Consider the following 21,454-nt stretch of genomic DNA (forward strand, 5'->3'; position numbering starts at 1 on the left):
AATGTCTAGGCGTTTTTATACTGATTAAAGTCTTTAATATCAACAACAACTTGATCTAATTTCTTAGCCGCTTTTTGCATCAACTTTCTCGCAACCTGATTATTCGAATCAATAGATAATATCTGTTTGGCTGTATCAAACGCTTCTCTGTCAGAAAGCACCGGATTCGGTACAGTATACAAGAAGAGCAACTGTAACAAATTCTTGATTTCTTTAGATTCAGTCATATATACAGCACGTTCAGCATGATAATATGCGCTATCAAAAGCTCCATTAACTTCACAAAGCGGATAGACAAGTAACAAGAAAGCTAAGTCATGGAGTTCTACTGTCTCCTCTTTTTTCATCTGTTCTAATATAAATGTATAGTACATCACAGATTCACTTTTATGACAAGCACTGATAAAGAGCTCTTCAAACTCTAGAAAGTCTGTCTCATTCATTATACCTTCAGCAACATGAAAATTTCCGCTAAGTATAGATTCAGCTAAGCGTTCCTGTATATTATGCATTTGATACACCACCTTTTCGATTAACATTGTACCATAATATCATCTTATTTCCTATCGCTTAAGCCTTCATTTTAAGTATGTAATTTTCCTCCATACCCATTCTAATGGTCCATATTTATGTCTTTTCATATAATATGTAGCAATGACCAGTTCAAAGATTATAATAAACAGTGCGATCAAGAATACTTGATACAGATCCAGCTTCGCATATAAACGTAGCACATAAAATATGATGAACATACAGATACTCTGCAATATATATAATGAAAAACTCATCTTACCCGCATAGCGAAATGGCTGCATCACCTTATAGAACAGTTGATTATCTGTAAGCAGCACAACTACGATAAAATAACAGACTGCTACTAATGTACCACCATAGAATATGAACGACTGAGATGCATACATATCCAGGTGTGCATAGATGACATAGTATTTAATCAGTAGTCCTAAGGCAAGTGATACAGCTGCTGTTATCATCATCATACGTTTATGCTTAAGTATAGCGCCAATCATATCAGCACGCATCGCATACATTCCAAATAAGATAAAAGGCAGAACCGATAATCCATAACCAAATATCCCGGTTAAACTTAATGCTGTGAAATTCTCCAGAAAGAATTGCTGATTCAGCGCGAATATTTGACTAAAGTCTCCGCTTTGCATCACTTGTATCCAGCTCTGTGCAGCACTGGTAGAAGAAGCAGCAGGAATTGCTTCTGGTGAGAGTATTACAGTGATGATAACCATCAGATTTATCAGCAGGAACATGATAGATAACACGAGTGCAGCAATCAGACTAACGATATTTGGCATAAGCAAAAAGAGGATTGCAATCATGCCGAGCACTGCATATACATTTAATATATCGCCATAAAAGATCAGTAAGCCATGAATATAGCCAAATGCAAGTAGTGCGAATACCCTTCTATACAATATTGGGATAAAATTTCCACCACGCTGCCTAATATTTGTTGCCATAATAGCGAGGCCAAACCCAAATAAAAATGAAAAAATAGGATAGAATGAATTGTGTACGAATAAAATATCAAGGTAATATAGCATTCTATCTAAAGACAACTGAAAGTGATCCAGAGGATTCGTATAAACTTCATTCATATGAAAACCAACGATATTCATGAATAAAATCCCCATGATACTGATTCCACGCATAATATCGATACTTTCTATACGTTTTGTCATACCTTTTTTACGAATTCACTTTTTAGGCTCATTTGACCAAATCCATCTATCTTACAGTCGATATCATGTCCATTATCAGGATCAACTAGTTTAATATTCTTCACTTTCGTTCCTTGTTTAATAGCAGAGGAGCTTCCTTTAACCTTTAAATCTTTAATTACTGTTACACTGTCTCCATCACTTAAAACATTACCGTTCGCATCTCTTACAATCGTCTCTTCGACGATTTCTTGCTGCGGCCACTCATGAGCACACATTGGACATACATAGTTTAGACCATCTTCATAAGTATATTCTGAATTACATTTGGGACATGCTGGTATTGTCATTAGCTTACTCCTTTGATTTTTATAATTGTATTTTCTCTATATTCAATAATTTATCCTTTAAATCTAAACCACCACTAAATCCTGTCAATGTTCCATCCTTGCCGATAACACGATGACAAGGCACAACAATCATCACGGGATTTGCACCAATTGCACCTCCTACCGCACGGACAGCTTTCACATTACCTGATTGCAATGCAATATCGCTATACGATCGTGTTTCACCATATGGAATCGTAAGCAGCGTCTGCCATACAGACTTTTGAAAGTCTGTCCCTGCAAGATTAAGCGGCCACTCTAACTGCTGCTTCTTGCCTGCAAAATAAAGATTCAGCTCTTCAATATAATGCGTATGGTACTGGTCAGCTTCATAGCCAGTAACTTTTGTCGCTTGACTGAAGAAACGCTCAATATGGCGATTAACATATTCATGTGTATCTTCGTTCGCTAAATATATGACACCACATTCATCAGAAGCTATAATAAATTCGATATCCTGCACGAGAAAACAACTTATATAAATTTTCAAATCATTCATCCTTCCAGTTGTGCATCTATTGCATAAGGTTTTCGCGCCATATCTATATGGGGGATTAGATCTTCAAAATAAATATCAGATACTGGTGATAGATTGAAACTGCTATAGAAATCCTTTAGATGAGCTTGTGCACTTAAAGAAATATGTTTATCCGGATAATTCTCTTTTATATAATCAAGTCCATTTTGCACAAGTGTTCTTGCTAATCCCCTACCACGAAACTGTGGACTCACAATTACTCTGCCCAGTTTCACCGTTTGTCCGTCAACGATAATTCTAGCATATGCCGCTATCTTATCATCTTCTTTATTGAAGTAATGGATACAAGTTAAGTCTCTTTCATCAATATCTGGGTAAAAGCATTGCTGTTCAACTACAAATGTATCTATTCTAAGTTTAAAGATCTGAAAAATTTCATCGTGTGTTAATGCTTCAAATTTCTTATATTCCCACATTTACATCGCCTCCAGCACCATATTTATTTGATTGTAATACACACCATAGAATTAATAAAGTTAAATATAAAAAAGGCGCAGTGCGACTGCACTGCGCCTTAAAATGCTTAATCTTAGAAACGGTAGTATCCGTCTACATGTCCACTAACATAGCTTACCGCACGTTGTCCGACACCTTCAGAAGGATTTAATGCATCTACCATTTGTCCTCCGCCAATATATACACCAACGTGGCTATAGTTATTGAAGAATACTAAGTCACCTGGTTGTGGTGCTGATACTTGTGTACCTGCTGCTGCTTGTGCATAAGTAGTACGAGGAATTGATTTCCCCATTGCTGCTAATACTTGTTGTGCAAATGATGAACAATCTACTGCTGAAGCAGAGTTCGCACCATATACATAAGATTTACCAGCTGCAACACTTAATGCTACTGATGCAACATTTCCGCTAACTGCCGTTGTTGCAGGAGCTTTCTTCACTTCTGTATTTGTAGAAGTTTGTGACACTACAGGTGCTGCTTGTGTAGCTGTTTGTGCAACTACTGAAGTAGGTGCATCATAGTTATAAGTATAAGTGTATGAACCATCATTATTATATGTATAGTCATATGCACTTGAATCAATTGAACTCACTGAAGATGAAGTTTGAGCAACATCTGTTCTACCGTGCGCCGCCGCATCAGCTTGAGCTGTGCCTAAAGTCGATAATGTTGCAAGTGTCGTTAAAGTTAATGCTGTCTTTTTCATAGTTAAAATTCCTCCGTGTAATATAATCGTTATATTAAAATAGTTTAGATTAGTTTTTAATTTTTTACTGCGCTCTTGAGCACTGAAAATACTATAACATGTTTAAACATGATTTTGAGCATTGTTAATGATTTGTTACTTAAGTGATACATTTTATATATTGCTGTAACAAATCCATATCATTAATAATTATTGTCATATCAATGATTGCAACTAATATTTGAAAATAGTAATTGTAAGTATTATCCAAAAATATTACAGCATTGAAATATAATATTTGCGAAACACCTATCTATTTGCTGTATATACAGATCATTTACATAATATTCTGAATGTATAAGCAATTCAATTGCTTATACAGAGAGTACAGATGTACAATAAATAGGAACAATACAATTTTACTATTAGGAGGAAGATCATGAGTAACTTATTAAAAGAACGATATGGATTATTTATTAATGGTGAATTTAAAGATAGTGCAGCAGGAGAAACGCTTGATGTCACAAATCCTGCCACAGGAGAAGTATTAGCTAAGATCGCAAAAGCAACAGAACAAGATGTAGATGCAGCTGTGAAGTCAGCTGAGGAAGCTTTTAAAACATGGCGTCACACTTCACACAACCAAAAAGCAAAACTATTAAATCAAATTGCAGACAAAATGGAAGAACACCGCGAAGAACTTGCTAAAATTGAATCATTAAATAGTGGTAAGGCTATTCGTGAGTCATTAAACATTGATATTCCAATGGCCATCGAACATTTCCGTTACTTTGCAGGTGTCATACTTGCTGATGAAGGAACGAATAAAGAAATAGATGCAGATGCTATCAGTATTATCAAACATGAACCCATCGGTGTAGTAGGTGCAGTTGTTGCATGGAACTTCCCAATGTTACTTGCTTCCTGGAAGTTAGCACCTGCGCTTGCTGCTGGTAATGCGGTCGTTATCCAACCATCATCATCAACACCGTTATCATTATTGAAGTTTGCTGAAATCGTTCAGGATATCTTACCTAAAGGGGTATTAAATGTAGTAACAGGTAAAGGTTCAGAGTCAGGTAACGCAATCTTCAATCACGAGGATGTAGCGAAAGTATCATTTACAGGTTCAACAGAAGTTGGATATGGTGTAGCAGAAGCTGCAGCAAAGCGTATCGTTCCAGCGACTTTAGAGCTTGGTGGTAAAAGTGCGAACATTATCTTTGATGATGCAAATATCGAGCAAGCAATCGAAGGTGCCCAACTCGGTATTTTATTTAACCAAGGAGAAGTTTGTTCAGCAGGTAGCCGACTGTATGTTCAAGAAGGTATCTATGATGAATTTGTAGCTAAACTTAAAGATGCTTTTGAAAAAGTACGTGTAGGTGATCCTATGGACGAAAATAATCATTATGGTTCACAAACAGGACAGGCTCAAATCGATAAGATTGAAGAATATATTGAGGTCGCAAAACAAGAAGGCCTTAATATCGTTACTGGTGGTAAACGCTTAATGGATAATGGACGTGATAAAGGATTCTTCTTCCCACCAACAATCATTGAATTCGAAGATAACAAATCCCGTCTAGTTCAAGAAGAAATCTTTGGACCAGTCGTATTGGTATCTAAGTTTAAAACGAAAGAAGAAGTTATCGAGAAAGCAAACGATTCAGAATATGGTTTAGCTGGCGGTATCTTCACAGCAAACTTAAATGATGCATTGCAAGTTGCCAATGCCATGGACACTGGTCGAATCTGGATCAACACATACAATCAGATTCCAGCAGGATCTCCATTCGGTGGTTACAAGAAATCAGGTATCGGACGTGAAACTTATAAAGATACGTTACGTCACTACCAACAAGTAAAAAATATTTATATCGATTACTCAGATAAAGCTAAAGGCATCTATCAGTAATACACTGATTAATACGATAAACACCTCATCCATTGTGGATGAGGTGTTTTTTCTAGATCTTGTAATATACTTTCGTCAGATTACCACCAGGATGGCTCGTGTTTATTTTTTATGAGCCAACTTGTTCCACTTAAGCTCGTCTCGCTCCTCATCTTGGCCCATGTTTTATTTTTATGGGCCAACTTGTTTCACTTAAGCTCGTCTCGCTCTTCATCTTGGCCCATGTTTTATTTTTATGGGCCATCTTGATCCACTTCCGCTCGTCTCGCTCCTCATCTTGGCCCGTGTTTTATTTTTATGGGCCAACTTGTTCCACTTAAGCTCGTCTCGCTCTTCATCTTGGCCCATGTTTATTTTTCATGAGCCAACTTGTTCCACTTCCGCTCTTCTCGCTCTTCATCTTGGCCCATGTTTATTTTTCATGAGCCAACTTGTTCCACTTCCCCTCATCTCCTCTTCATCTTGGCCCATGTTTTATTTTTATGAGCCATCTTGCAATTAAATCTATCTAAATATTAATTTGTTCTCCTTTACTGTAATAAGTACCTCTGTAATGTGAATGTTTATGGAAATGCTGATTCATCAATCTCGTTACCGTGCGATTTGATAAACCAGTAAAATCTACGATATCTTTTCTTTTCACTTTATCCTTACCAAACAAAGCTAATATTTCATAAGCTTGCAATACTGCATTCTCGTTTTTTAATTTACATCCGCAACTACATTTAAAATAAGTCTTCCTTCGAATTCTATTCATCTCTATCTTACTGCATTTTGGGCAGCGTAATCCTAACTTTAAATCTTCAATATTATAATAATGGATTCGGTTGTCAACACCTTCATTGTCATGAAGCTGTATAAGTGCATCTGCAAAGTTGATCATTTGCTGTGTGATTCCTTTACTGGACTTTAAGTAATTAAACACTGGTTCAAGTTCATGTGAGAACATTACACATTCTTTTCCGCTAAATCCTGTTAAATGGAAATCCTCATTGATAAAAATAATTTTACTGATCAGTTTTTGAGGCATCTCGTACTTTGCAATGAGCTGTTTTAAATAGGAATCTGCATTGTCTAACTGGATAAAGATATCTTTATCCGTCTTACCTTGTTCACTCATTAACCGGTTATTCTGATATCGATAATTACCGCTATAATTTTTGATATCAAAGTGCAATATATTATTTGCCGTAATAATAATGAAGTCGAATTGCACGCGTACAGGTTTCATGATATTAATATCCCATATTATGATATATTCTCCTTCTAGATGTTCAATCATTTCAAAGAACCTGAGTTCACCTTCAAAGCCTTTCTTATATCTCACAAATTTATAATAATCATCTAGCTCCATACGTACTCGACTTTCTAATTCATACAAATACGCTTGTACTGTACTCGGTTTGTGAACCTTTTTTATCAAAATATCACCTCAAATTCAATATAATGCGTAATTTTTTTGAATGCAAATCCATTAAAATCAAAGCTTCTGCAGTTTTTCAATTATTTTCTGCAAAAATAAAAAGAATCGCAGTATTTTCTGCAATTCTTTAATAATTACGTCAAAAAATTAAATTTTAGTTTTCTCCAGGACGTCTCTTTTCTAGCTGTGTGCTGACGATACTCGCAAATAATTGTTGAAACAGCATCCCAAAAGCAACTGGCATTGCAACCTTTGGTGGAAAGTATGTGGTTGCAACTATGACACCGGTGGAGATATTTCTCATTCCCCCTAAAAAGGTCATCGACACATGGCGTGCATAGCTATGCTGCATTAAGTAGCTGGAACCTACTGAGACGATATACCCTATCACTACGATAACAAAGACAACTGCGATAATCTTCAGTAACTCAAGATCCATATCTTTCACATAAGGACCAATCGCGCTTCCGTTAATCAATACAATAAGGAAAAGCGCAATTTTAGAAAATGGACTTAGGCGATTGCCAATCCGGTCTGGAAACTTACCCTTTGTGAGTTCATTCAAGAGTATCGCAATGATTGTAGGTACAACAATCATGAGTATCAATCCAATCACGAGGCTGAAGGTATCAAGCTCAACTGTCGTTCCAGACACCAGATGCAGCACGAAAGGGATGATGACCGATGCTAACAATGTATCCAGCAATATTACCGCGATGCCAAGTGCAACATCTCCTCTACCGATGCTTATCCAGATCAGACTTGTAACACCTGTCGGGACGGTCATAAGCATGACAAATCCAATCACTAACAATTGATCATCAAACAATGTGGATGCAATCACATAGCTGATGGCAGGCATGACAACATGCAAGATGAACATACAATACAGAATTGTACCTTTCGCTTCCAGAAATATACGAAGGTCTCTGAATTTCATACGGATGCTGCCACTAAATGTCATAAAGGCGAATATATAAGGTACAATAAAGATCAGATGTTTCAAGTAGCCATCAAAGATAACACCACATAATAAAGACAATAGCGTCAATACAGCGATGTACTTCTGTAATACAATGTTCATACGATCAAGCATAGGCTGTCCTTCTTTTCTTAATATTATATTTAAAATATCATAATTCAAGCGTTTGAAATAATAATTAATGTTGTTATGAAATATGATGCTGTAGGGACAATAGAACCCGAACAATACTTATGAGTATCGTCCGGGTCATATATCAAAATAAATCATAAGTCATCTATCTTTACTTCTCTTTCAGTCCTAGAGCATTCGCTGTCTGTTTGTTAATTTCTTTAAACAGTTCAGGGTGTTCAGCAAGTTTCTTACCGTATGATGGAATCATCTCTTTTATCTTAGGTTCAAATTCTGTCATACGCTCACCGAAACATTCATTAATTACACGAAGCATAACATGGACTGCAGTTGAAGCCCCAGGTGATGCTCCTAGCAAGGCTGCGATACTACCATCCTCACTTGTAATCACTTCCGTACCAAATTGCAGCGTTCCTTTGCCGCCATCTTCAGTTTCTTTAATAACTTGAACACGTTGTCCTGCGACAACAATCTCCCAGTCTTCAGATTTCGCATTCGGTACGAATTCACGTAACTCTTCCATACGTGCTTCATGATTCTGCATCACCTGGGAAATTAAGTACTGTGTTAATTTCATCTCCTTCGCACCTGCCGAAAGCATATTCGTAATATTGCCTGGTGTTACAGATTCAATTAGATCTGTATAACGACCTGTTTTTAAGAACTTTGGAGAGAACCCGGCATATGGTCCAAAGAGTAATGCACGTTCACCGTCTATATAACGTGTATCTAAATGCGGCACTGACATTGGTGGCGCACCTACTTTTGCTTTACCATAAACTTTTGCAAGATGCTGTTCAACAACTGATGGCTCTTTACATACCAAGAATAATCCACTCACCGGGAAGCCGCCTACCCCTTTAGCCTCAGGAATCTTAGTCTTCTGTAATAATGGTAAAGCGTATCCTCCAGCACCAATAAATACAAACTTCGCACTGTGGGTCTCTGTCTTCTTGCTATTTTGGTTATAGACCTTAACATCCCAGCTGTCATTGTCATTTCTCTTAATATCTTTCACTGTATGATTATAATGAATAACTGCACCATCATAACTTGTCATAATATCGAACAGGTCATTCGTTAATGCACCGAAGTTAACGTCCGTACCCGCTTCCATACGTGTAATTGCAATCTTTTCATTTGGATTACGGCCTTCCATCATCAACGGAACCCATTCACGCATCTTGTCGTGGTCTTCCGTAAGTTCCATCCCTTCAAATAATGGATTATCAGATAAAGCTTTAAGGCGACGTTTCAAGAAATCTACATTTTGCTCACCTTCCACAAAGCTTAAGTGCGGTACGGGCATGATAAAGTTGCCAGGATCCTTTAATTTGCCTTGCTGTGCTAAGTACGCCCATAACTGTTTAGATAACTGAAACTGTTCATTAACACCACTTGCTTTTGTAATGTCAATATTGCCGTCCACATCTTCTGTCGTATAATTCAGTTCACACAGTGCTGAGTGTCCTGTCCCCGCATTATTCCAGGCGTTAGAGCTTTCGAGTCCTGAAGCTTCTAGCTTTTCAAACACTTTAATATTAATTGATGGATCAAGTTCTTTCAACAATACACCTAGTGTCGCGCTCATAATACCGCCACCGATTAGGATTACATCTGTTTCTTTAAATTTACGTTTCATTATCTCTGCCCCCATTTTTGATAAACTGCAATACTTCTATTATAGACCTTTTTTTGTCATTTGTAATACTCGCATCGCATTTAATCTAAAAAATGTAACCGGATACAAAAGATCAGTATAGTACAATTCTATTTTTTATTAGTAAACCCTACAGTAATCCATCCACCAGCAATTTTGTTTCTTAATTCCTCTTCTTTTTCTATTGTAAACATTGATTCCTCTGCATCATAAGCAACAAATAAACATGCTGATTTCTGGAATACATGGTCAGGTCGCATCGCAACCAAATCATCCATCGACTTAAAATGTGCGTGTGCATATACTTTACCTTTATTAAATTCTGGACTCATATAAAGTTCACCATATTGACTTTCACGATTTACAGTTGCTATCACAATCTTACCACCCGGCTTTACCACTTTACTGATTGACTGATAGACGTTTTCAGGTTGTTCAATAAAATCAAAAACCCCCATAGAAAAAGCAGCGTCAAAATAATTTTCTGGGAAATCAATATGATTTGCATCCATTACATGCACTTCTGCATCAAGCTGTAGATGGTCAATTTTTTGCTGTGCTATCGCTGTCATATGTTCAGAAATATCAATTCCGACCATCTTGATACCTTGCTTTGCAAACTTCGTGATATATAGGCCTGTACCACTACCGATTTCCAGGATACACATGCCAGGTTTCAGATCAAGCATGTTGAGTAAATCTCTTGTTTCCACTTCATAGATATACTTACCTTTTTTAGTTTCAAAGAAAGCGTCATATTTATTAGCTTGATAAGCATTGAATGTCGTCATTTCATTACCTCCCATTATCGTTACTTATATTATACATCTGTTCCATTTATGGATAAAATAGTAGTAACAAAAAGAGAGGATGATTCTATTGAAACGTGTTATTGTAACAGGATTCGATGCATTCGGTGAGGAAACAATCAATCCCTCATTCGAAGCAGTCCAAGGACTTCCGGATACTATAATGGGCGCAGAGATTATAAAACAACAATTGCCAACAGTATTCCAACAAAGTGCTGAACAATTAAAGGCAACCATCATGAAGAACTTTCCTGATATTGTCATCTGTGTTGGCCAAGCAGGTGGACGTGACAAAATATCTATAGAACAAGTCGCTATCAATGTGATCGAAGCGCGTATACCAGATAATGCAGGTATTCAGCCTTCAGGCACACCTATTCATGAGGATGGGAGCAATGCATACTTTTCAAATTTACCTGTTAAAGCGATGCTTAAAAGTATACAGGACCATGAGATTCCTGCTGAAATTTCTTATAGCGCAGGAACGTTTGTATGCAATGAAATTATGTATCAATTATTATACATGATACAAAACGAATTCCCTTCAATCCGTGGTGGTTTTATCCATATTCCTTTCGCACCTGAACAAACTGATATACAGCCTTCAATGCCAATTGCAACAGTTACAGAAGCACTGCAGCTTGCAATTGAAGCAGCACTCACATATCAGGAAGATATTAAATTTACAACAGGTCATATCCATTAAATGAAGCACACTCCTAAGATTGAACCTTAGGGGTGTGCTTCAGATATGTCATCTTTTTTATTTTACAGCAGCATAGCCACCGTTCACATTGATCAAATTCGTATAGCCTTCATTTTCTAGAATACTCATTGCAATCGCGCTTCTAACACCTGACTGACAGTGCACATAAATTTCTTCATCCTTGGCAAATGGAATAGATGCTTGCTGCAGTTTGCCATAATGAACATGTACAGCGCCGTCAAAATATCCTTCATCCCATTCCTTTTTCGTTCGCACGTCCAGTATATTGATATCATCTTTATTCAGCTGTTTAAATGCTCGTGGTTCAATTGTTTGATATGCAGTTCCATCAGCAGCATGAACATAGGTATGAACATTGTCAAAGCCTATCATCTTTAGATCATGTGCTGCTTCTTGAACTTCGTCAAACTCTCCAACAAGCTGTAACGGACGGCTGTAATCTAAGTACCAGTCTGCAAATGACAGAAACTTCTTATTGTATGGTACATTGATGCCTTCTGACATATTATTGGCGTAGGTTTCTTTCGCTCGGAGATCTATCGCCTGTTCTGTAAGCGTCTCTACAGGTGTTACAATATTGTGATGCATAAGCGCTACACCGTCACGATTCATACGTTTCATCTCAGCAAAGTAGTATGGAGGTTCGGGCTGATCGCTCGTTAATGCTTTGACGAATGCATCCTCCTCTTCAATCTGGAACGCCCAGCCATTCGTACGTTCATAGCCGAGTGTCGTCATCGGGACAGCGCCTAAGGATTTACCACATGCACTGCCTGCACCATGACCTGGCCATATTTGAATGAAATCTGGAAGTTTTTTCACCTTCTTCAGTGATTGGAACATCTGTCTTGCGCCTATTTCTGTCGTATCTTTAATACCAGCCGCTTCTTCTAATAAATCAGGACGTCCAACATCACCGCCAAAGATGAAGTCTCCTGTAAATAGTCCCACGGGAACATCCATGCCATTATCATAGAGCAAGAAACTAATACTTTCAGGAGTATGTCCAGGCGTATGCATGACTTCAAGCTTCACATTCCCTACTTTAATAACATCTCCTTCATGGATAATGTCTGCTTCAATGTCCTGATACGTCCAGTCTTTACCGCCATGCCCAGAAACATAGCCTTGCGTTCCCATATTGATGACTTCTCTTATACCTGATGCAAAGTCTGCATGAATATGTGTTTCAGTCACATGCGTAATGCGTAGTCCTTCTTTTTCTGCAGCCTCTATATAAGGTGTAACATCACGTAACGGATCAATGACAATAGCTTCTCCTGTTTTTTGACACCCTACTAAATAAGAATACTGTGCAAGTTGCTCATTAAAAAATTGTTTAAAATACATCATATGCCTCCTAAATAAATAAGTTTAAGTTCGATTGTTCTGTATCACCGAGATATGTTGCAACGCCGCCAAACTCAACGCCATCGATTAACTCTTCTTTTGTCACTGCCATAATATCCATGCTCATCGTACATGCAACCATCTTAATACCCATAGATTGGGCTTTTTCGATCATTGTTTCTAAAGAATCTACTTTTTTCTTGTTCATTACGTGACGAATCATACGTGCACCTGCACCACCCATATTCATCTTAGATATCGGGAGTTTTCCTGCATGTTTCGGCATCATCTTGCTGAACATTTTATCGAGCCCTTCTTTTGCAACAGTCACACCAGGTTTCTTAATCACATTAAGGCCCCAGAAAGTGAAGAACATCGTCACTTCTTTACCGTATGATGCAGCACCCGTCGCAATAATAAATGAAGCTAACGCCTTATCAAGATCGCCACTGAATACAACCATCGTTGCACCATTCTTCGTCTCAACAAGCTGATGTCCTTCTCTGTCGTTCATCACATTTATCGGTAAGTCTGCTCCTTTTTGAACAACTGCAACGACTTTCCCATCCTTCATTTCATTGCTGATCATTGTATTTCCTGTATTCTTAGCCCAAGCTTCGATATCTGTACAGAAACCGAAATCCGTCACATGAATCTCAAGCTGCTCTCCGTCTTTCATTTCATCCATGTTTTCTTTTACTTTTAGAATAGGGCCAGGACACTGTAGTCCACTTGCTTCAATAATACGTCTATCCTCTTTTTTCATTGGCTGCTCCTTCTTAGTACGTTCTTCGATCTGTGTTTGTTCAACCGCTTTTACTTCCGGTCTATTTACTGTTTCATGCATCGCTTTATAATGTTTATATCCACCGTCAAGATTGACAACATCGAACCCATTATTTTGTAATAGTCGTGCGGCATTATAACCGCGCTGACCGACTTGGCAGAAGATTGCTACTGGTTCATTTATATCAAGTTCAGCTAGACGATCACGCAGCGTGCCAAGTGGAATATTCTTCGCACTGCCAATAGTACCCATGTCGTATTCAATTGGTTCACGTACATCTATCAATTGATTAAAATTTTCGATTTCATCGTATTGAACCATCTTCATCTCATCATCCAGTACGTTTTGTGCGATATAACCCACCATGTTAACCGGATCTTTTGCTGATGAAAATGGTGGTGCATATGCAATTTCAATTTGAGCGAGGCTTCTAATATCCTGGTTAAATGTCATAGCGCTCGCAATTAGATCGATACGTTTATCCACACCTTTACGTCCTACAATCTGCGCCCCATAAATTTCGCCTTCAGGACTAAACAGCGCCTTGATCGTCATCGGCTCAGCGCCTGGATAATAGATCGCATTCGATTGTCCAGATACATGAATAATATGATAATCAAGTCCCTGCATCTTTAATGTACGTTCATTAAGTCCTGTGCTTGCTGCAGTGAGATCAAATACTTTCGCAATTGCTGTGCCGATCGGTTTTATCTTTTCAATCACCTTTCCATTAAGGTGATCAGCAAGGAGACGTCCTTCTCGATTCGCAATCCACGCAAGTGGAATATGCACATCCTGCTGTGAAATCTTATGTGTAATCTCAGCAACATCACCAATAGCATAAATATCCTTTATTGATGTTTCAAATACATCATTTGTCTTGATAGCACCTTTAGCACCCGTCTCAATCCCTGCTTCTTGAGCAATTGCAGACTCTGGAATGACCCCTATCGCCATAATGACCATATCACTTTGAATGACATCTCCATTTTCTGCAATGACATTATGCTCATTAATTTCTTTAATAGAAGATTTTAACTTTAAATGGACACCACGCTGCACCATATGTGTTTCTAATAATTTAGTCATATCTTTATCCATGCCCGGCATCACTTGATCACTAAGCTCAAACAGTGTTACATCAATTCCTAATGCATGTAAATTCTCAGCCATCTCTAATCCAATAAATCCTCCACCAACGACAGACGCTGTTTTAACATTGTGCTCGTTTATATAAGATTTTATTTTATCCATATCCGGAATATTTCTTAGAGTAAAGACATGGTTTTGTTTTGCACCTTCAATCGGTACTTCGATCGCACGCGCTCCCATCGAAAGAATAAGAACATCATATGAAGCTTCTTCGACCCCATTCTGTGTTTTTAGTAAGACTGTTTTATTATCTGGATTGATCTGAGTTGCTTCCGTATTCGTTCTGACGTTAATATTCATACGGTTATTCATCAGTTCAGGTGTTTGAATTAATAATTTATCTCTATCTTGTATCTCATCACCGATATAATAAGGTAATCCACAGTTTGCAAATGATACATGCGGACCTCTTTCAATAATTGTTATTTCATCTTGTTCATTTAATCGTCTTAAGCGTGCTGCTACAGATGCGCCACCTGCAACACCACCGATTATCATAATCTTTCTCATATTGTTTCCTCCTTTTTTATACCTATGGGGGTATCATACAATGAACAATATTCATTTGTCAAATACCTATAGGGGTATTTTTTAATTGACACAGATACCTAGAGGGGTATATAGTATGGATATCAATAAATTAGAAAGAAGGACCATTATGAAATACGATAAAAATCAGATCAATCGTCTAAAGCGTCTGCAAGGACAATTAAATGGCGTCCTGAAGATGATGGAAGAAAACAAAGATTGCAAAGATGTCGTAACACAGCTTAGTGCTTCCCGAAGTGGGATTGAACGATTAATCGGCGTCATCGTAAGTGAGAATTTAGCAGAATGTGTAAAAGAGAACGTAAAAAATAATACGGATACTGACAATCTTGTAAAAGAAGCAGTAAATCTACTAATAAAAAGCAGGTAATGCATATGAATACAATTACAGTAAAAAGTTTAAAACAACTATTAGAACAAAATGCCGAAGTACAGTTAATCGATGTTAGAGAAATTGATGAATTTGAAGCAGGACATATTGAAGAAGCTAAAAATATTCCATTATCTGAACTGGATCAGCATGTATGTGACTTTAATAAAGACGATGACTACATTATTATTTGCCGTTCAGGTAACCGAAGTGGTATGGCATGTGACTATTTGGAACAGTTTGATATTAAGACGACAAATGTCCAAGGCGGCATGATCGAATGGGCACGTCTTTAATCTTAATTCTCTCTTTAATTGGAGCATTTGGTGCATTTATATCAGGACTTGTCGGAATCGGGGGAGCTATTGTAATTTATCCGATGCTGCTATTTATTCCACCAATATTCGGATATAAGATAACACCAGAACTTGCATCCGGTCTTACAGCAGCACAAGTATTCTTTAGTACGATGAGCGGCAGCATGAGTCAGCGCAATAATCCTGACCTCAATAAAGGGATTATTGTACCAATGGGAGCTGGTATATTCCTTGGAAGTTTAATCGGCGCATATAGTGCTTCAATATTTGATGAATCATTAATCAATATCGTCTATACATTTTTAGCAATAGTTGCCGTTTTCTTAATGTTTGTCAAAGTAAAGACAGAGAATGAGTGCACACACTTCAATAAAATCTCACTATTTATCACAGCACTTGTGATAGGGATACTCTCTGGAATCGTCGGTGCAGGGGGCGCATTCATTATTGTTCCTGTATTGCTTGCAATTTTTAAAGCACCTTTCAGAAGTGTAGTTGCGAGTAGCATTGTGATTGCATTTATCTCATCCATTGGCACATTTCTCATGAAGTCGATGACAGGTCAAATTGATTTTGTAATGATGATTCCTTTAGTCATTGCAAGTTTGTTATTTGCGCCTATCGGAACGAAAGTATCAAAGAAGACGAACCAGCAATTATTAAGAATAATACTCGCACTATTGATTGCCCTTGCTGCAATTAAGATGATAATAAATATGATATAAAAAGCGTGAAATTGGCACACCGCCAATTTCACGCTTTTTTATTTTTCTTTAAAGTTGTTACTTAAGCTTTCCAGTATTTCTTTATAGCCTTTACCAATCTTACTTTCTACACTTGCTAGAAATGCACCTTCAACAATCGGATAATGTGCAATATGGATATTACTATAGTTCTTCATTTCTAAGGCCATCTCTATATTCATCTTACTAGATCCGATGTCATAAAAGCAAAGTGCTTCTCCTTCGACACTATCAAACATTTGCATAATATCATCTATAGACGTACCAATCTCTCCATTTATACCTCCAGTAACCTTTACAACAACATCTTGTGCCATTTGTTCAAGCAAAGCTTTAACCCCTTTAGCAATAGCTTCACTATGGCTTACAATTAATATTTCCATTATCTCACTCCCGAAAGTAAGGCATCTAACACCCATACACTGCTCTGTGCACCAGGATCAATTGTACCTATCGACTGTTCTTTAAAATAAGCTGCTCGACCTTTTGTCGCCATCATATCCTTCGTTTCTTCTGCATACTGCTGTAATGCTTCAATCGATGGGATATTACCTTGATTCAATGCATCACTAACTTTACTGATCACATCATACATCGTCTTTTCTCCACCTGAAACTTGACCACGGCTTGCAACCGCGTCTTTAAAAGCTTCAATCAGCTTACTAACATTGTCACGGCTAATTTCTTCTTCAGCAACTTGTGACATCTTTACAAATGAGAAACCATACAACGGACCTGACGCCCCACCGACAACACTCATCAGTATAATACCACAATTTTTCAAGACTTCACTGATCGTATCACCTGACAACTTTTCATCGACTGCTTTAAATCCTCGGAGCATATTCACACCATGATCGCCATCACCGATTTCACGGTCTAAGTTTGTAAGCAATATTTCATTTTCTTCAAATACTTTATATAATGCCTTTAAATTTACTGAAAGTTCTTGTGCATTCATCCAACCACTCCTACAAAAAATATTTGCTTTTAGTATTTGCACTTAATGCTTCAATCAATGCTTCATCTGATTTGACTACTGTAATCGAAAATCCTTGCATATCTAATGCTGTCATATAGTCACCTACAAGAAATTTAGTAATTGATTTGTTTTTTGATTTAAAATATTCATCTAAGTAATGCGCGGCTACCGAAAGCTCACTTAGCGGTGTACCTCCCATGCCATTAAGCATTACTATTGCGTCATCAAACTCTAAATTCGCTTCTATTTCAGTCATCAGCCTTTCGATAACCTTATCAATTGGTTCAATCTTTTCACGATAAATTCCTTTCTCACCATGAATCCCAATACCAATCTCCATTTCGTCATCTGCCAGGTCAAATCCATATCGACCTGTTGTAGGGACCATACAAGGCTCAATCGCCATTCCGATGGTTGCAATATTCGGAAGTAATGCTTCAACTTTTGATTTAATTTCTTCTAATGATAACCCTTGTTCAGCATAATAACCTGCAACTTTGTGAACGATGACCGTACCTGCCACACCGCGGCGTTGCTCTTTATTCTCAATTACAACATCATCACGTACAATCACGCGATCAACCTTTATTCCTTCCATTTCAGCAAGTTCCATCGCCATCTCAAAATTCATGACATCTCCGGCATAATTTTTAATAATCAGTAATACACCCGCATCTGTTGCAACTGATTTAATGGCTTCAAGAACTTTATCCGGTGTTGGAGAAGTAAATACCTCACCGCAAACTGCTGCATCTAGCATGCCCTCAGCAACATAACCAGCATGTGCCGGCTCATGGCCACTACCACCACCTGATACAAGCGCAACTTTTCCTATCTTCTTTTCTTTACGTACAATAATAGAATCTGCAACCACTTCATGAGATTCATCAGTAAGAGCCATTCCTTTTAACATATCTGATACAAACGATGTCTTTTCTTTAAGTAATTTTTTCAAAGTTAACGCCTCCTTCACTCTAATTATATTACTTTATACTTTTAAATGATAATTTAAACCATTCTGCAATAAACCATATTAAAGGTAGGATCAGGAGGATGACGATAATGATTGAGACCATCAAAGTATCAGGTAATCCCTGCCCAGCAATAAGCAGCATAAACGTCCCAATGATATAAATAAGCGGAAATGTTACAAATAATAATCCCTTTTCTTTTTCTTCATTTAAATCGTGGTATCTTCTCATTGTTAAAGCAAGTGTAGGAATGTATGTAATGACATATAAATAAAGTACCCAACTTGAAATCTTAATTGGTATCATTAAATTACCTATCTTGATATCTTGTATTGTCCAAAGCTTTCCACCAACAAAACTATGTACGAAAGGAAAAATAATGAAAGCTAATAACAAATGAAAATTGAATGGTATTTTAAAGTCATTTACAGAAGACTTTCCTTTAAAATCAAATGCTCGCTTCCAAAATGATAAATATGAATTCATTGCCACACCTCTTTTTCTAGTTTATTCCATTTTAACATAAAAAAAAGATGCCATTTTATTGACATCTTTCTTAAGACCTTAAGTCAATCATATATCGAATTTGGCATGGCGCCAATTTCACTCTTCTTTTTCTGCCCGAATTTGGCACGGCGCCAATTTCACTCTTAAATTCTACACCCTATTTCAAATGGATTGGTCCTCCTGGTCCCACTGGAAGTCCTGTTAAATACCAAGCAATTAATAATATTGTCCAGAATATACCGAATGCTACAGAGAACGGCATCAATGCTGCAATCAATGTTCCAAGGCCGATATCCTTCACATAGCGTTGTGCATAAGACAATAATAGTGGTAAGTAAGGCATCATCGGTGTAATCGGATTTGTTATCGAATCTCCGACACGGTAGATTACTTGTGTAAATGCTGGATGGAATCCGAGTAGCATCAACATCGGGACTAGGATAGGAGCCATGATTGCCCACTTGGCTGATGCACTACCAATCAGCATATTGATAAATGCAGACAAAGCTAATACGCCGAGTATCAATACGACACCGTTTTGCCCTTGCAAAGCCTCCGCCCCTTTGATCGCGATGATTGTTCCAAGATTACTCCATTTAAAATATGCAAGCATTTGTGCAGCGAAGAATACGATTACGATAAATGGTCCCATCGTACTCATCGCATCCCCTAGCATCTCTGCAAACTTCTTTGTAGAACGCATCGTCCCTGCTACAAAGCCATAGACAAGTCCTGGCACGAAGAACAGCACTGTTATAATTGGAACGATTCCATTCATAAGTGGAGAGTCCTGAATAAGGCTTCCTGTTTTCGCATTTCTCAATAATCCGTTCTCAGGAACCGCTAAAAGTGTCACAACCACCATCGCAATCAGCAATGCAATATTTGCATAGATCATTGCTTTACGTTCTGTTGGCGTTACATCTTCAGCAGCAGTATGTACATCGCTTTTATATGCTCCAAATCTAGGTATCGTTATCTTGACAGTAACAAACCAAGCAGCAATGAGTAACACAACTGTAGAAACGCATAGGAAATAGTAGTTCATCACCGCATTTACTGGAACACTATCATCGACAAGTTTCGCCGCGGGTTCTGTGAACGACACGATTAATGCATCACTCATCCCAATCATCAAACTTGCTGAATACCCACCGAGTGCTGAGGCATAAGCCATAACCAGCCCTGCGACTGGATGATAACCAAGCTTAATAAAGACCATCGCAGCGATTGGAGGAAGTACGATTGGTGCCGCATCACCCGCAGCATTTCCAAGGATTCCTACCAATATAATCATTGGAACGATAATCTTGCGCGGTGTCTTCTCAATGGTATACTTCATTAACGTCTCAAAGTACCCCGTTTTCTCTGCAACCCCTACACCGATCATTACAACAAGAACGAGGCCAAGTGGTGGAAATGTTGCAAAGTTATTAACTGCTTCTGAAATAATCTTAGCAATACCTTCAGGCGTTAATAAATTCACCGCTTCAATCACTTTACCATCAGCGGGATTCTTAGCGGAAACTCCCGTCTTTCCAGTAACAAATGAAGCAAACAAAATGATAAGACATAGTGAAATAAAAATAACAACTGGGTCAGGCAATTTATTCCCTGATTTCTCGATGATATCTAAAGATCGATTGATAAACCCTTTCTTCTTTACCTTTTGTTCTACCATCACATCTCCTCCTCATCGATTGCATTTCAAATATTATATGTGTATTTTACATAAACAGTTGTACAAATGCAACAAACATATTAAATTTCAATATACAGAAATCCCTTTCTTTCAACTATGAATCGATTATCGCTGATTACAGATGATTAATACCGAGATAATCGGTTATAGTATATAAAAGGAGATGATATTATGTGGACAATGGATGATTATCCGGACACATGGAAACACTTTGAACCGCTCGAACGTAAGAAAGCGATTGATATTGCAAACGCGATGCTGAAGGAAGGTTATAAAGAATCAGATCTTATTCCAATTGCAACAGCCCAAGCTAAGAAGTGGTATCAATCCGCTTCACAAGAAGAACTTAAGGAATTAAAGAATAAAAAAATTACGCTTCATAATGACGAGGATACGAGCAATCCAGAACTTATGGATAATGATGTAGAAGTGTATTTCGAAGATACTTGGAAAGTTAGGACGAAAGGTGCAAAGCGCGCCTCCGATAGTTTCTCCACTAAAGCTGAAGCCGTTAAACGTGCACATGAAATCGCTGATAATAAAGGTACGAAGGTCATCACGCATAATAAAAACACATAAAAAAGGATCCGGAAAATTTTCCGGATCCT

23 protein-coding genes are annotated in these 21,454 nt (G+C 37.7%); 6 read left to right on the top strand and 17 right to left on the bottom strand.

The genetic code is table 11. From position 1 onward, the window contains the following. Positions 1–5 precede the first annotated feature (5 nt). The 6 genes from CD152_RS02345 to CD152_RS02370 form a co-directional block, all read right to left on the bottom strand. Positions 6–503: a hypothetical protein gene (locus CD152_RS02345; protein ID WP_041636298.1), complete on the bottom strand. Its 498-nt coding sequence runs from the start codon at positions 501–503 to the stop codon at positions 6–8. A gap of 75 nt (positions 504–578) precedes the next feature. Further along, complete coding sequence (locus tag CD152_RS02350) at positions 579–1,715, bottom strand: DUF418 domain-containing protein (RefSeq protein ID WP_103214327.1); 1,137 nt, start codon at positions 1,713–1,715, stop codon at positions 579–581. Continuing rightward, positions 1,712–2,044, bottom strand: coding sequence for a zinc ribbon domain-containing protein YjdM (locus tag CD152_RS02355; RefSeq protein WP_012656302.1), 333 nt, complete (start codon positions 2,042–2,044; stop codon positions 1,712–1,714). Before CD152_RS02355 ends, CD152_RS02350 begins: the two co-directional genes overlap by 4 nt. A gap of 19 nt (positions 2,045–2,063) precedes the next feature. Then, on the bottom strand, positions 2,064–2,573 hold the full coding sequence (locus CD152_RS02360; RefSeq protein WP_232237403.1) for a methylated-DNA--[protein]-cysteine S-methyltransferase: 510 nt from the start codon (positions 2,571–2,573) through the stop codon (positions 2,064–2,066). A 5-nt stretch (positions 2,574–2,578) separates the two neighbouring features. After that, the gene (locus CD152_RS02365; RefSeq protein ID WP_103214328.1) at positions 2,579–3,037 is read right to left on the bottom strand and encodes a GNAT family N-acetyltransferase; all 459 of its coding nucleotides are present in this window, start codon (positions 3,035–3,037) and stop codon (positions 2,579–2,581) included. Positions 3,038–3,150: 113 nt separating this feature from the next. Then, entirely contained in the window at positions 3,151–3,786 is a 636-nt protein-coding gene (locus CD152_RS02370) for a C40 family peptidase (protein ID WP_103214329.1), read from the bottom strand. A gap of 418 nt (positions 3,787–4,204) precedes the next feature. Here CD152_RS02370 and CD152_RS02375 point away from each other — a divergent pair, with 418 nt between their 5' ends. Further along, the gene (locus tag CD152_RS02375; RefSeq protein WP_103214330.1) at positions 4,205–5,683 is read left to right on the top strand and encodes an aldehyde dehydrogenase family protein; all 1,479 of its coding nucleotides are present in this window, start codon (positions 4,205–4,207) and stop codon (positions 5,681–5,683) included. Positions 5,684–6,191: 508 nt separating this feature from the next. Here the strand turns inward: CD152_RS02375 and CD152_RS02380 are convergent. The 4 genes from CD152_RS02380 to CD152_RS02395 form a co-directional block, all read right to left on the bottom strand. Next, entirely contained in the window at positions 6,192–7,106 is a 915-nt protein-coding gene (locus CD152_RS02380; RefSeq protein ID WP_103214331.1) for a nuclease-related domain-containing protein, read from the bottom strand. A gap of 154 nt (positions 7,107–7,260) precedes the next feature. Further along, positions 7,261–8,202: a bile acid:sodium symporter family protein gene (locus tag CD152_RS02385; RefSeq protein ID WP_103214332.1), complete on the bottom strand. Its 942-nt coding sequence runs from the start codon at positions 8,200–8,202 to the stop codon at positions 7,261–7,263. A 169-nt stretch (positions 8,203–8,371) separates the two neighbouring features. Further along, positions 8,372–9,877 (bottom strand): malate dehydrogenase (quinone), encoded by a 1,506-nt coding sequence (gene mqo, locus CD152_RS02390; protein ID WP_269669112.1) that lies wholly within the window; start codon positions 9,875–9,877, stop codon positions 8,372–8,374. Between the two features lie 113 nt (positions 9,878–9,990). Next, positions 9,991–10,671 carry a class I SAM-dependent methyltransferase gene (locus tag CD152_RS02395; protein ID WP_157820964.1) on the bottom strand — a complete coding sequence of 227 codons (681 nt, stop codon included), beginning with the start codon at positions 10,669–10,671 and terminating at the stop codon, positions 9,991–9,993. Positions 10,672–10,759: 88 nt separating this feature from the next. Between CD152_RS02395 and pcp the strand changes: the two genes are divergently transcribed. Beyond that, on the top strand, positions 10,760–11,395 hold the full coding sequence (gene pcp, locus CD152_RS02400) for a pyroglutamyl-peptidase I (RefSeq protein ID WP_279488745.1): 636 nt from the start codon (positions 10,760–10,762) through the stop codon (positions 11,393–11,395). Between the two features lie 57 nt (positions 11,396–11,452). On the opposite strand, the gene CD152_RS02405 is transcribed toward pcp, so the two are convergent. Beyond that, positions 11,453–12,766 carry an MBL fold metallo-hydrolase gene (locus CD152_RS02405; protein ID WP_103214333.1) on the bottom strand — a complete coding sequence of 438 codons (1,314 nt, stop codon included), beginning with the start codon at positions 12,764–12,766 and terminating at the stop codon, positions 11,453–11,455. Positions 12,767–12,776: 10 nt separating this feature from the next. Then, on the bottom strand, positions 12,777–15,215 hold the full coding sequence (locus CD152_RS02410; RefSeq protein WP_086038116.1) for a CoA-disulfide reductase: 2,439 nt from the start codon (positions 15,213–15,215) through the stop codon (positions 12,777–12,779). Positions 15,216–15,363: 148 nt separating this feature from the next. On the opposite strand from CD152_RS02410, the gene CD152_RS02415 reads away from it, so the two are divergent. From CD152_RS02415 to CD152_RS02425, 3 genes are read left to right on the top strand one after another with little or no spacing between them, the layout of a single operon-like run. Next, a complete protein-coding gene (locus tag CD152_RS02415) occupies positions 15,364–15,624 on the top strand; it encodes a metal-sensitive transcriptional regulator (protein WP_086039361.1) in 261 nt (86 codons plus the stop codon). A 5-nt stretch (positions 15,625–15,629) separates the two neighbouring features. Beyond that, positions 15,630–15,920, top strand: coding sequence for a rhodanese-like domain-containing protein (locus CD152_RS02420; protein WP_086038115.1), 291 nt, complete (start codon positions 15,630–15,632; stop codon positions 15,918–15,920). Next, on the top strand, positions 15,905–16,666 hold the full coding sequence (locus CD152_RS02425) for a sulfite exporter TauE/SafE family protein (RefSeq protein ID WP_103214334.1): 762 nt from the start codon (positions 15,905–15,907) through the stop codon (positions 16,664–16,666). Before CD152_RS02420 ends, CD152_RS02425 begins: the two co-directional genes overlap by 16 nt. Positions 16,667–16,704: 38 nt before the next feature. Here the strand turns inward: CD152_RS02425 and dhaM are convergent, their stop codons facing one another. The 5 genes from dhaM to CD152_RS02450 all read right to left on the bottom strand — a co-directional run bounded on the left by dhaM (position 16,705) and on the right by CD152_RS02450 (position 20,825). After that, positions 16,705–17,067 (bottom strand): dihydroxyacetone kinase phosphoryl donor subunit DhaM, encoded by a 363-nt coding sequence (gene dhaM / locus CD152_RS02430; RefSeq protein WP_307774180.1) that lies wholly within the window; start codon positions 17,065–17,067, stop codon positions 16,705–16,707. Continuing rightward, positions 17,067–17,645 (bottom strand): dihydroxyacetone kinase subunit DhaL, encoded by a 579-nt coding sequence (dhaL, locus tag CD152_RS02435; RefSeq protein WP_103214335.1) that lies wholly within the window; start codon positions 17,643–17,645, stop codon positions 17,067–17,069. The genes dhaM and dhaL overlap by 1 nt, the downstream gene beginning before the upstream one ends. 10 nt (positions 17,646–17,655) lie before the next feature. After that, positions 17,656–18,621 carry a dihydroxyacetone kinase subunit DhaK gene (dhaK, locus tag CD152_RS02440; protein ID WP_086038112.1) on the bottom strand — a complete coding sequence of 322 codons (966 nt, stop codon included), beginning with the start codon at positions 18,619–18,621 and terminating at the stop codon, positions 17,656–17,658. A gap of 28 nt (positions 18,622–18,649) precedes the next feature. Continuing rightward, complete coding sequence (locus CD152_RS02445) at positions 18,650–19,123, bottom strand: DUF805 domain-containing protein (RefSeq protein WP_103214336.1); 474 nt, start codon at positions 19,121–19,123, stop codon at positions 18,650–18,652. Between the two features lie 178 nt (positions 19,124–19,301). After that, positions 19,302–20,825, bottom strand: a complete 1,524-nt coding sequence (locus CD152_RS02450) for an AbgT family transporter (RefSeq protein WP_103214337.1) — start codon at positions 20,823–20,825, stop codon at positions 19,302–19,304. A gap of 189 nt (positions 20,826–21,014) precedes the next feature. On the opposite strand from CD152_RS02450, the gene CD152_RS02455 reads away from it, so the two are divergent. Continuing rightward, positions 21,015–21,425 (top strand): DUF2188 domain-containing protein, encoded by a 411-nt coding sequence (locus CD152_RS02455; RefSeq protein ID WP_165982996.1) that lies wholly within the window; start codon positions 21,015–21,017, stop codon positions 21,423–21,425. Positions 21,426–21,454 lie beyond the last annotated feature (29 nt).

Origin of the sequence: Macrococcoides caseolyticum (assembly GCF_002902665.1) — a bacterium.
Lineage (GTDB): Bacteria > Bacillota > Bacilli > Staphylococcales > Staphylococcaceae > Macrococcoides > Macrococcoides caseolyticum.

Bases quoted from the DNA above. Each gene is read 5' to 3' on its own strand.
- CD152_RS02350 (WP_103214327.1), bottom strand. From the start codon at position 1,715: ATGACAAAACGTATAGAAAGTATCGATATTATGCGTGGAATCAGTATC.
- CD152_RS02355 (WP_012656302.1), bottom strand. From the start codon at position 2,044: ATGACAATACCAGCATGTCCCAAATGTAATTCAGAATATACTTATGAA.
- CD152_RS02365 (WP_103214328.1), bottom strand. From the start codon at position 3,037: ATGTGGGAATATAAGAAATTTGAAGCATTAACACACGATGAAATTTTT.
- CD152_RS02370 (WP_103214329.1), bottom strand. From the start codon at position 3,786: ATGAAAAAGACAGCATTAACTTTAACGACACTTGCAACATTATCGACT.
- CD152_RS02375 (WP_103214330.1), top strand. From the start codon at position 4,205: ATGAGTAACTTATTAAAAGAACGATATGGATTATTTATTAATGGTGAA.
- CD152_RS02385 (WP_103214332.1), bottom strand. From the start codon at position 8,202: ATGCTTGATCGTATGAACATTGTATTACAGAAGTACATCGCTGTATTG.
- mqo (WP_269669112.1), bottom strand. From the start codon at position 9,877: ATGGGGGCAGAGATAATGAAACGTAAATTTAAAGAAACAGATGTAATC.
- CD152_RS02395 (WP_157820964.1), bottom strand. From the start codon at position 10,671: ATGACGACATTCAATGCTTATCAAGCTAATAAATATGACGCTTTCTTT.
- CD152_RS02405 (WP_103214333.1), bottom strand. From the start codon at position 12,766: ATGTATTTTAAACAATTTTTTAATGAGCAACTTGCACAGTATTCTTAT.
- CD152_RS02410 (WP_086038116.1), bottom strand. From the start codon at position 15,215: ATGAGAAAGATTATGATAATCGGTGGTGTTGCAGGTGGCGCATCTGTA.
- CD152_RS02415 (WP_086039361.1), top strand. From the start codon at position 15,364: ATGAAATACGATAAAAATCAGATCAATCGTCTAAAGCGTCTGCAAGGA.
- CD152_RS02420 (WP_086038115.1), top strand. From the start codon at position 15,630: ATGAATACAATTACAGTAAAAAGTTTAAAACAACTATTAGAACAAAAT.
- CD152_RS02425 (WP_103214334.1), top strand. From the start codon at position 15,905: ATGGGCACGTCTTTAATCTTAATTCTCTCTTTAATTGGAGCATTTGGT.
- dhaM (WP_307774180.1), bottom strand. From the start codon at position 17,067: ATGGAAATATTAATTGTAAGCCATAGTGAAGCTATTGCTAAAGGGGTT.
- dhaL (WP_103214335.1), bottom strand. From the start codon at position 17,645: ATGAATGCACAAGAACTTTCAGTAAATTTAAAGGCATTATATAAAGTA.
- CD152_RS02445 (WP_103214336.1), bottom strand. From the start codon at position 19,123: ATGAATTCATATTTATCATTTTGGAAGCGAGCATTTGATTTTAAAGGA.
- CD152_RS02450 (WP_103214337.1), bottom strand. From the start codon at position 20,825: ATGGTAGAACAAAAGGTAAAGAAGAAAGGGTTTATCAATCGATCTTTA.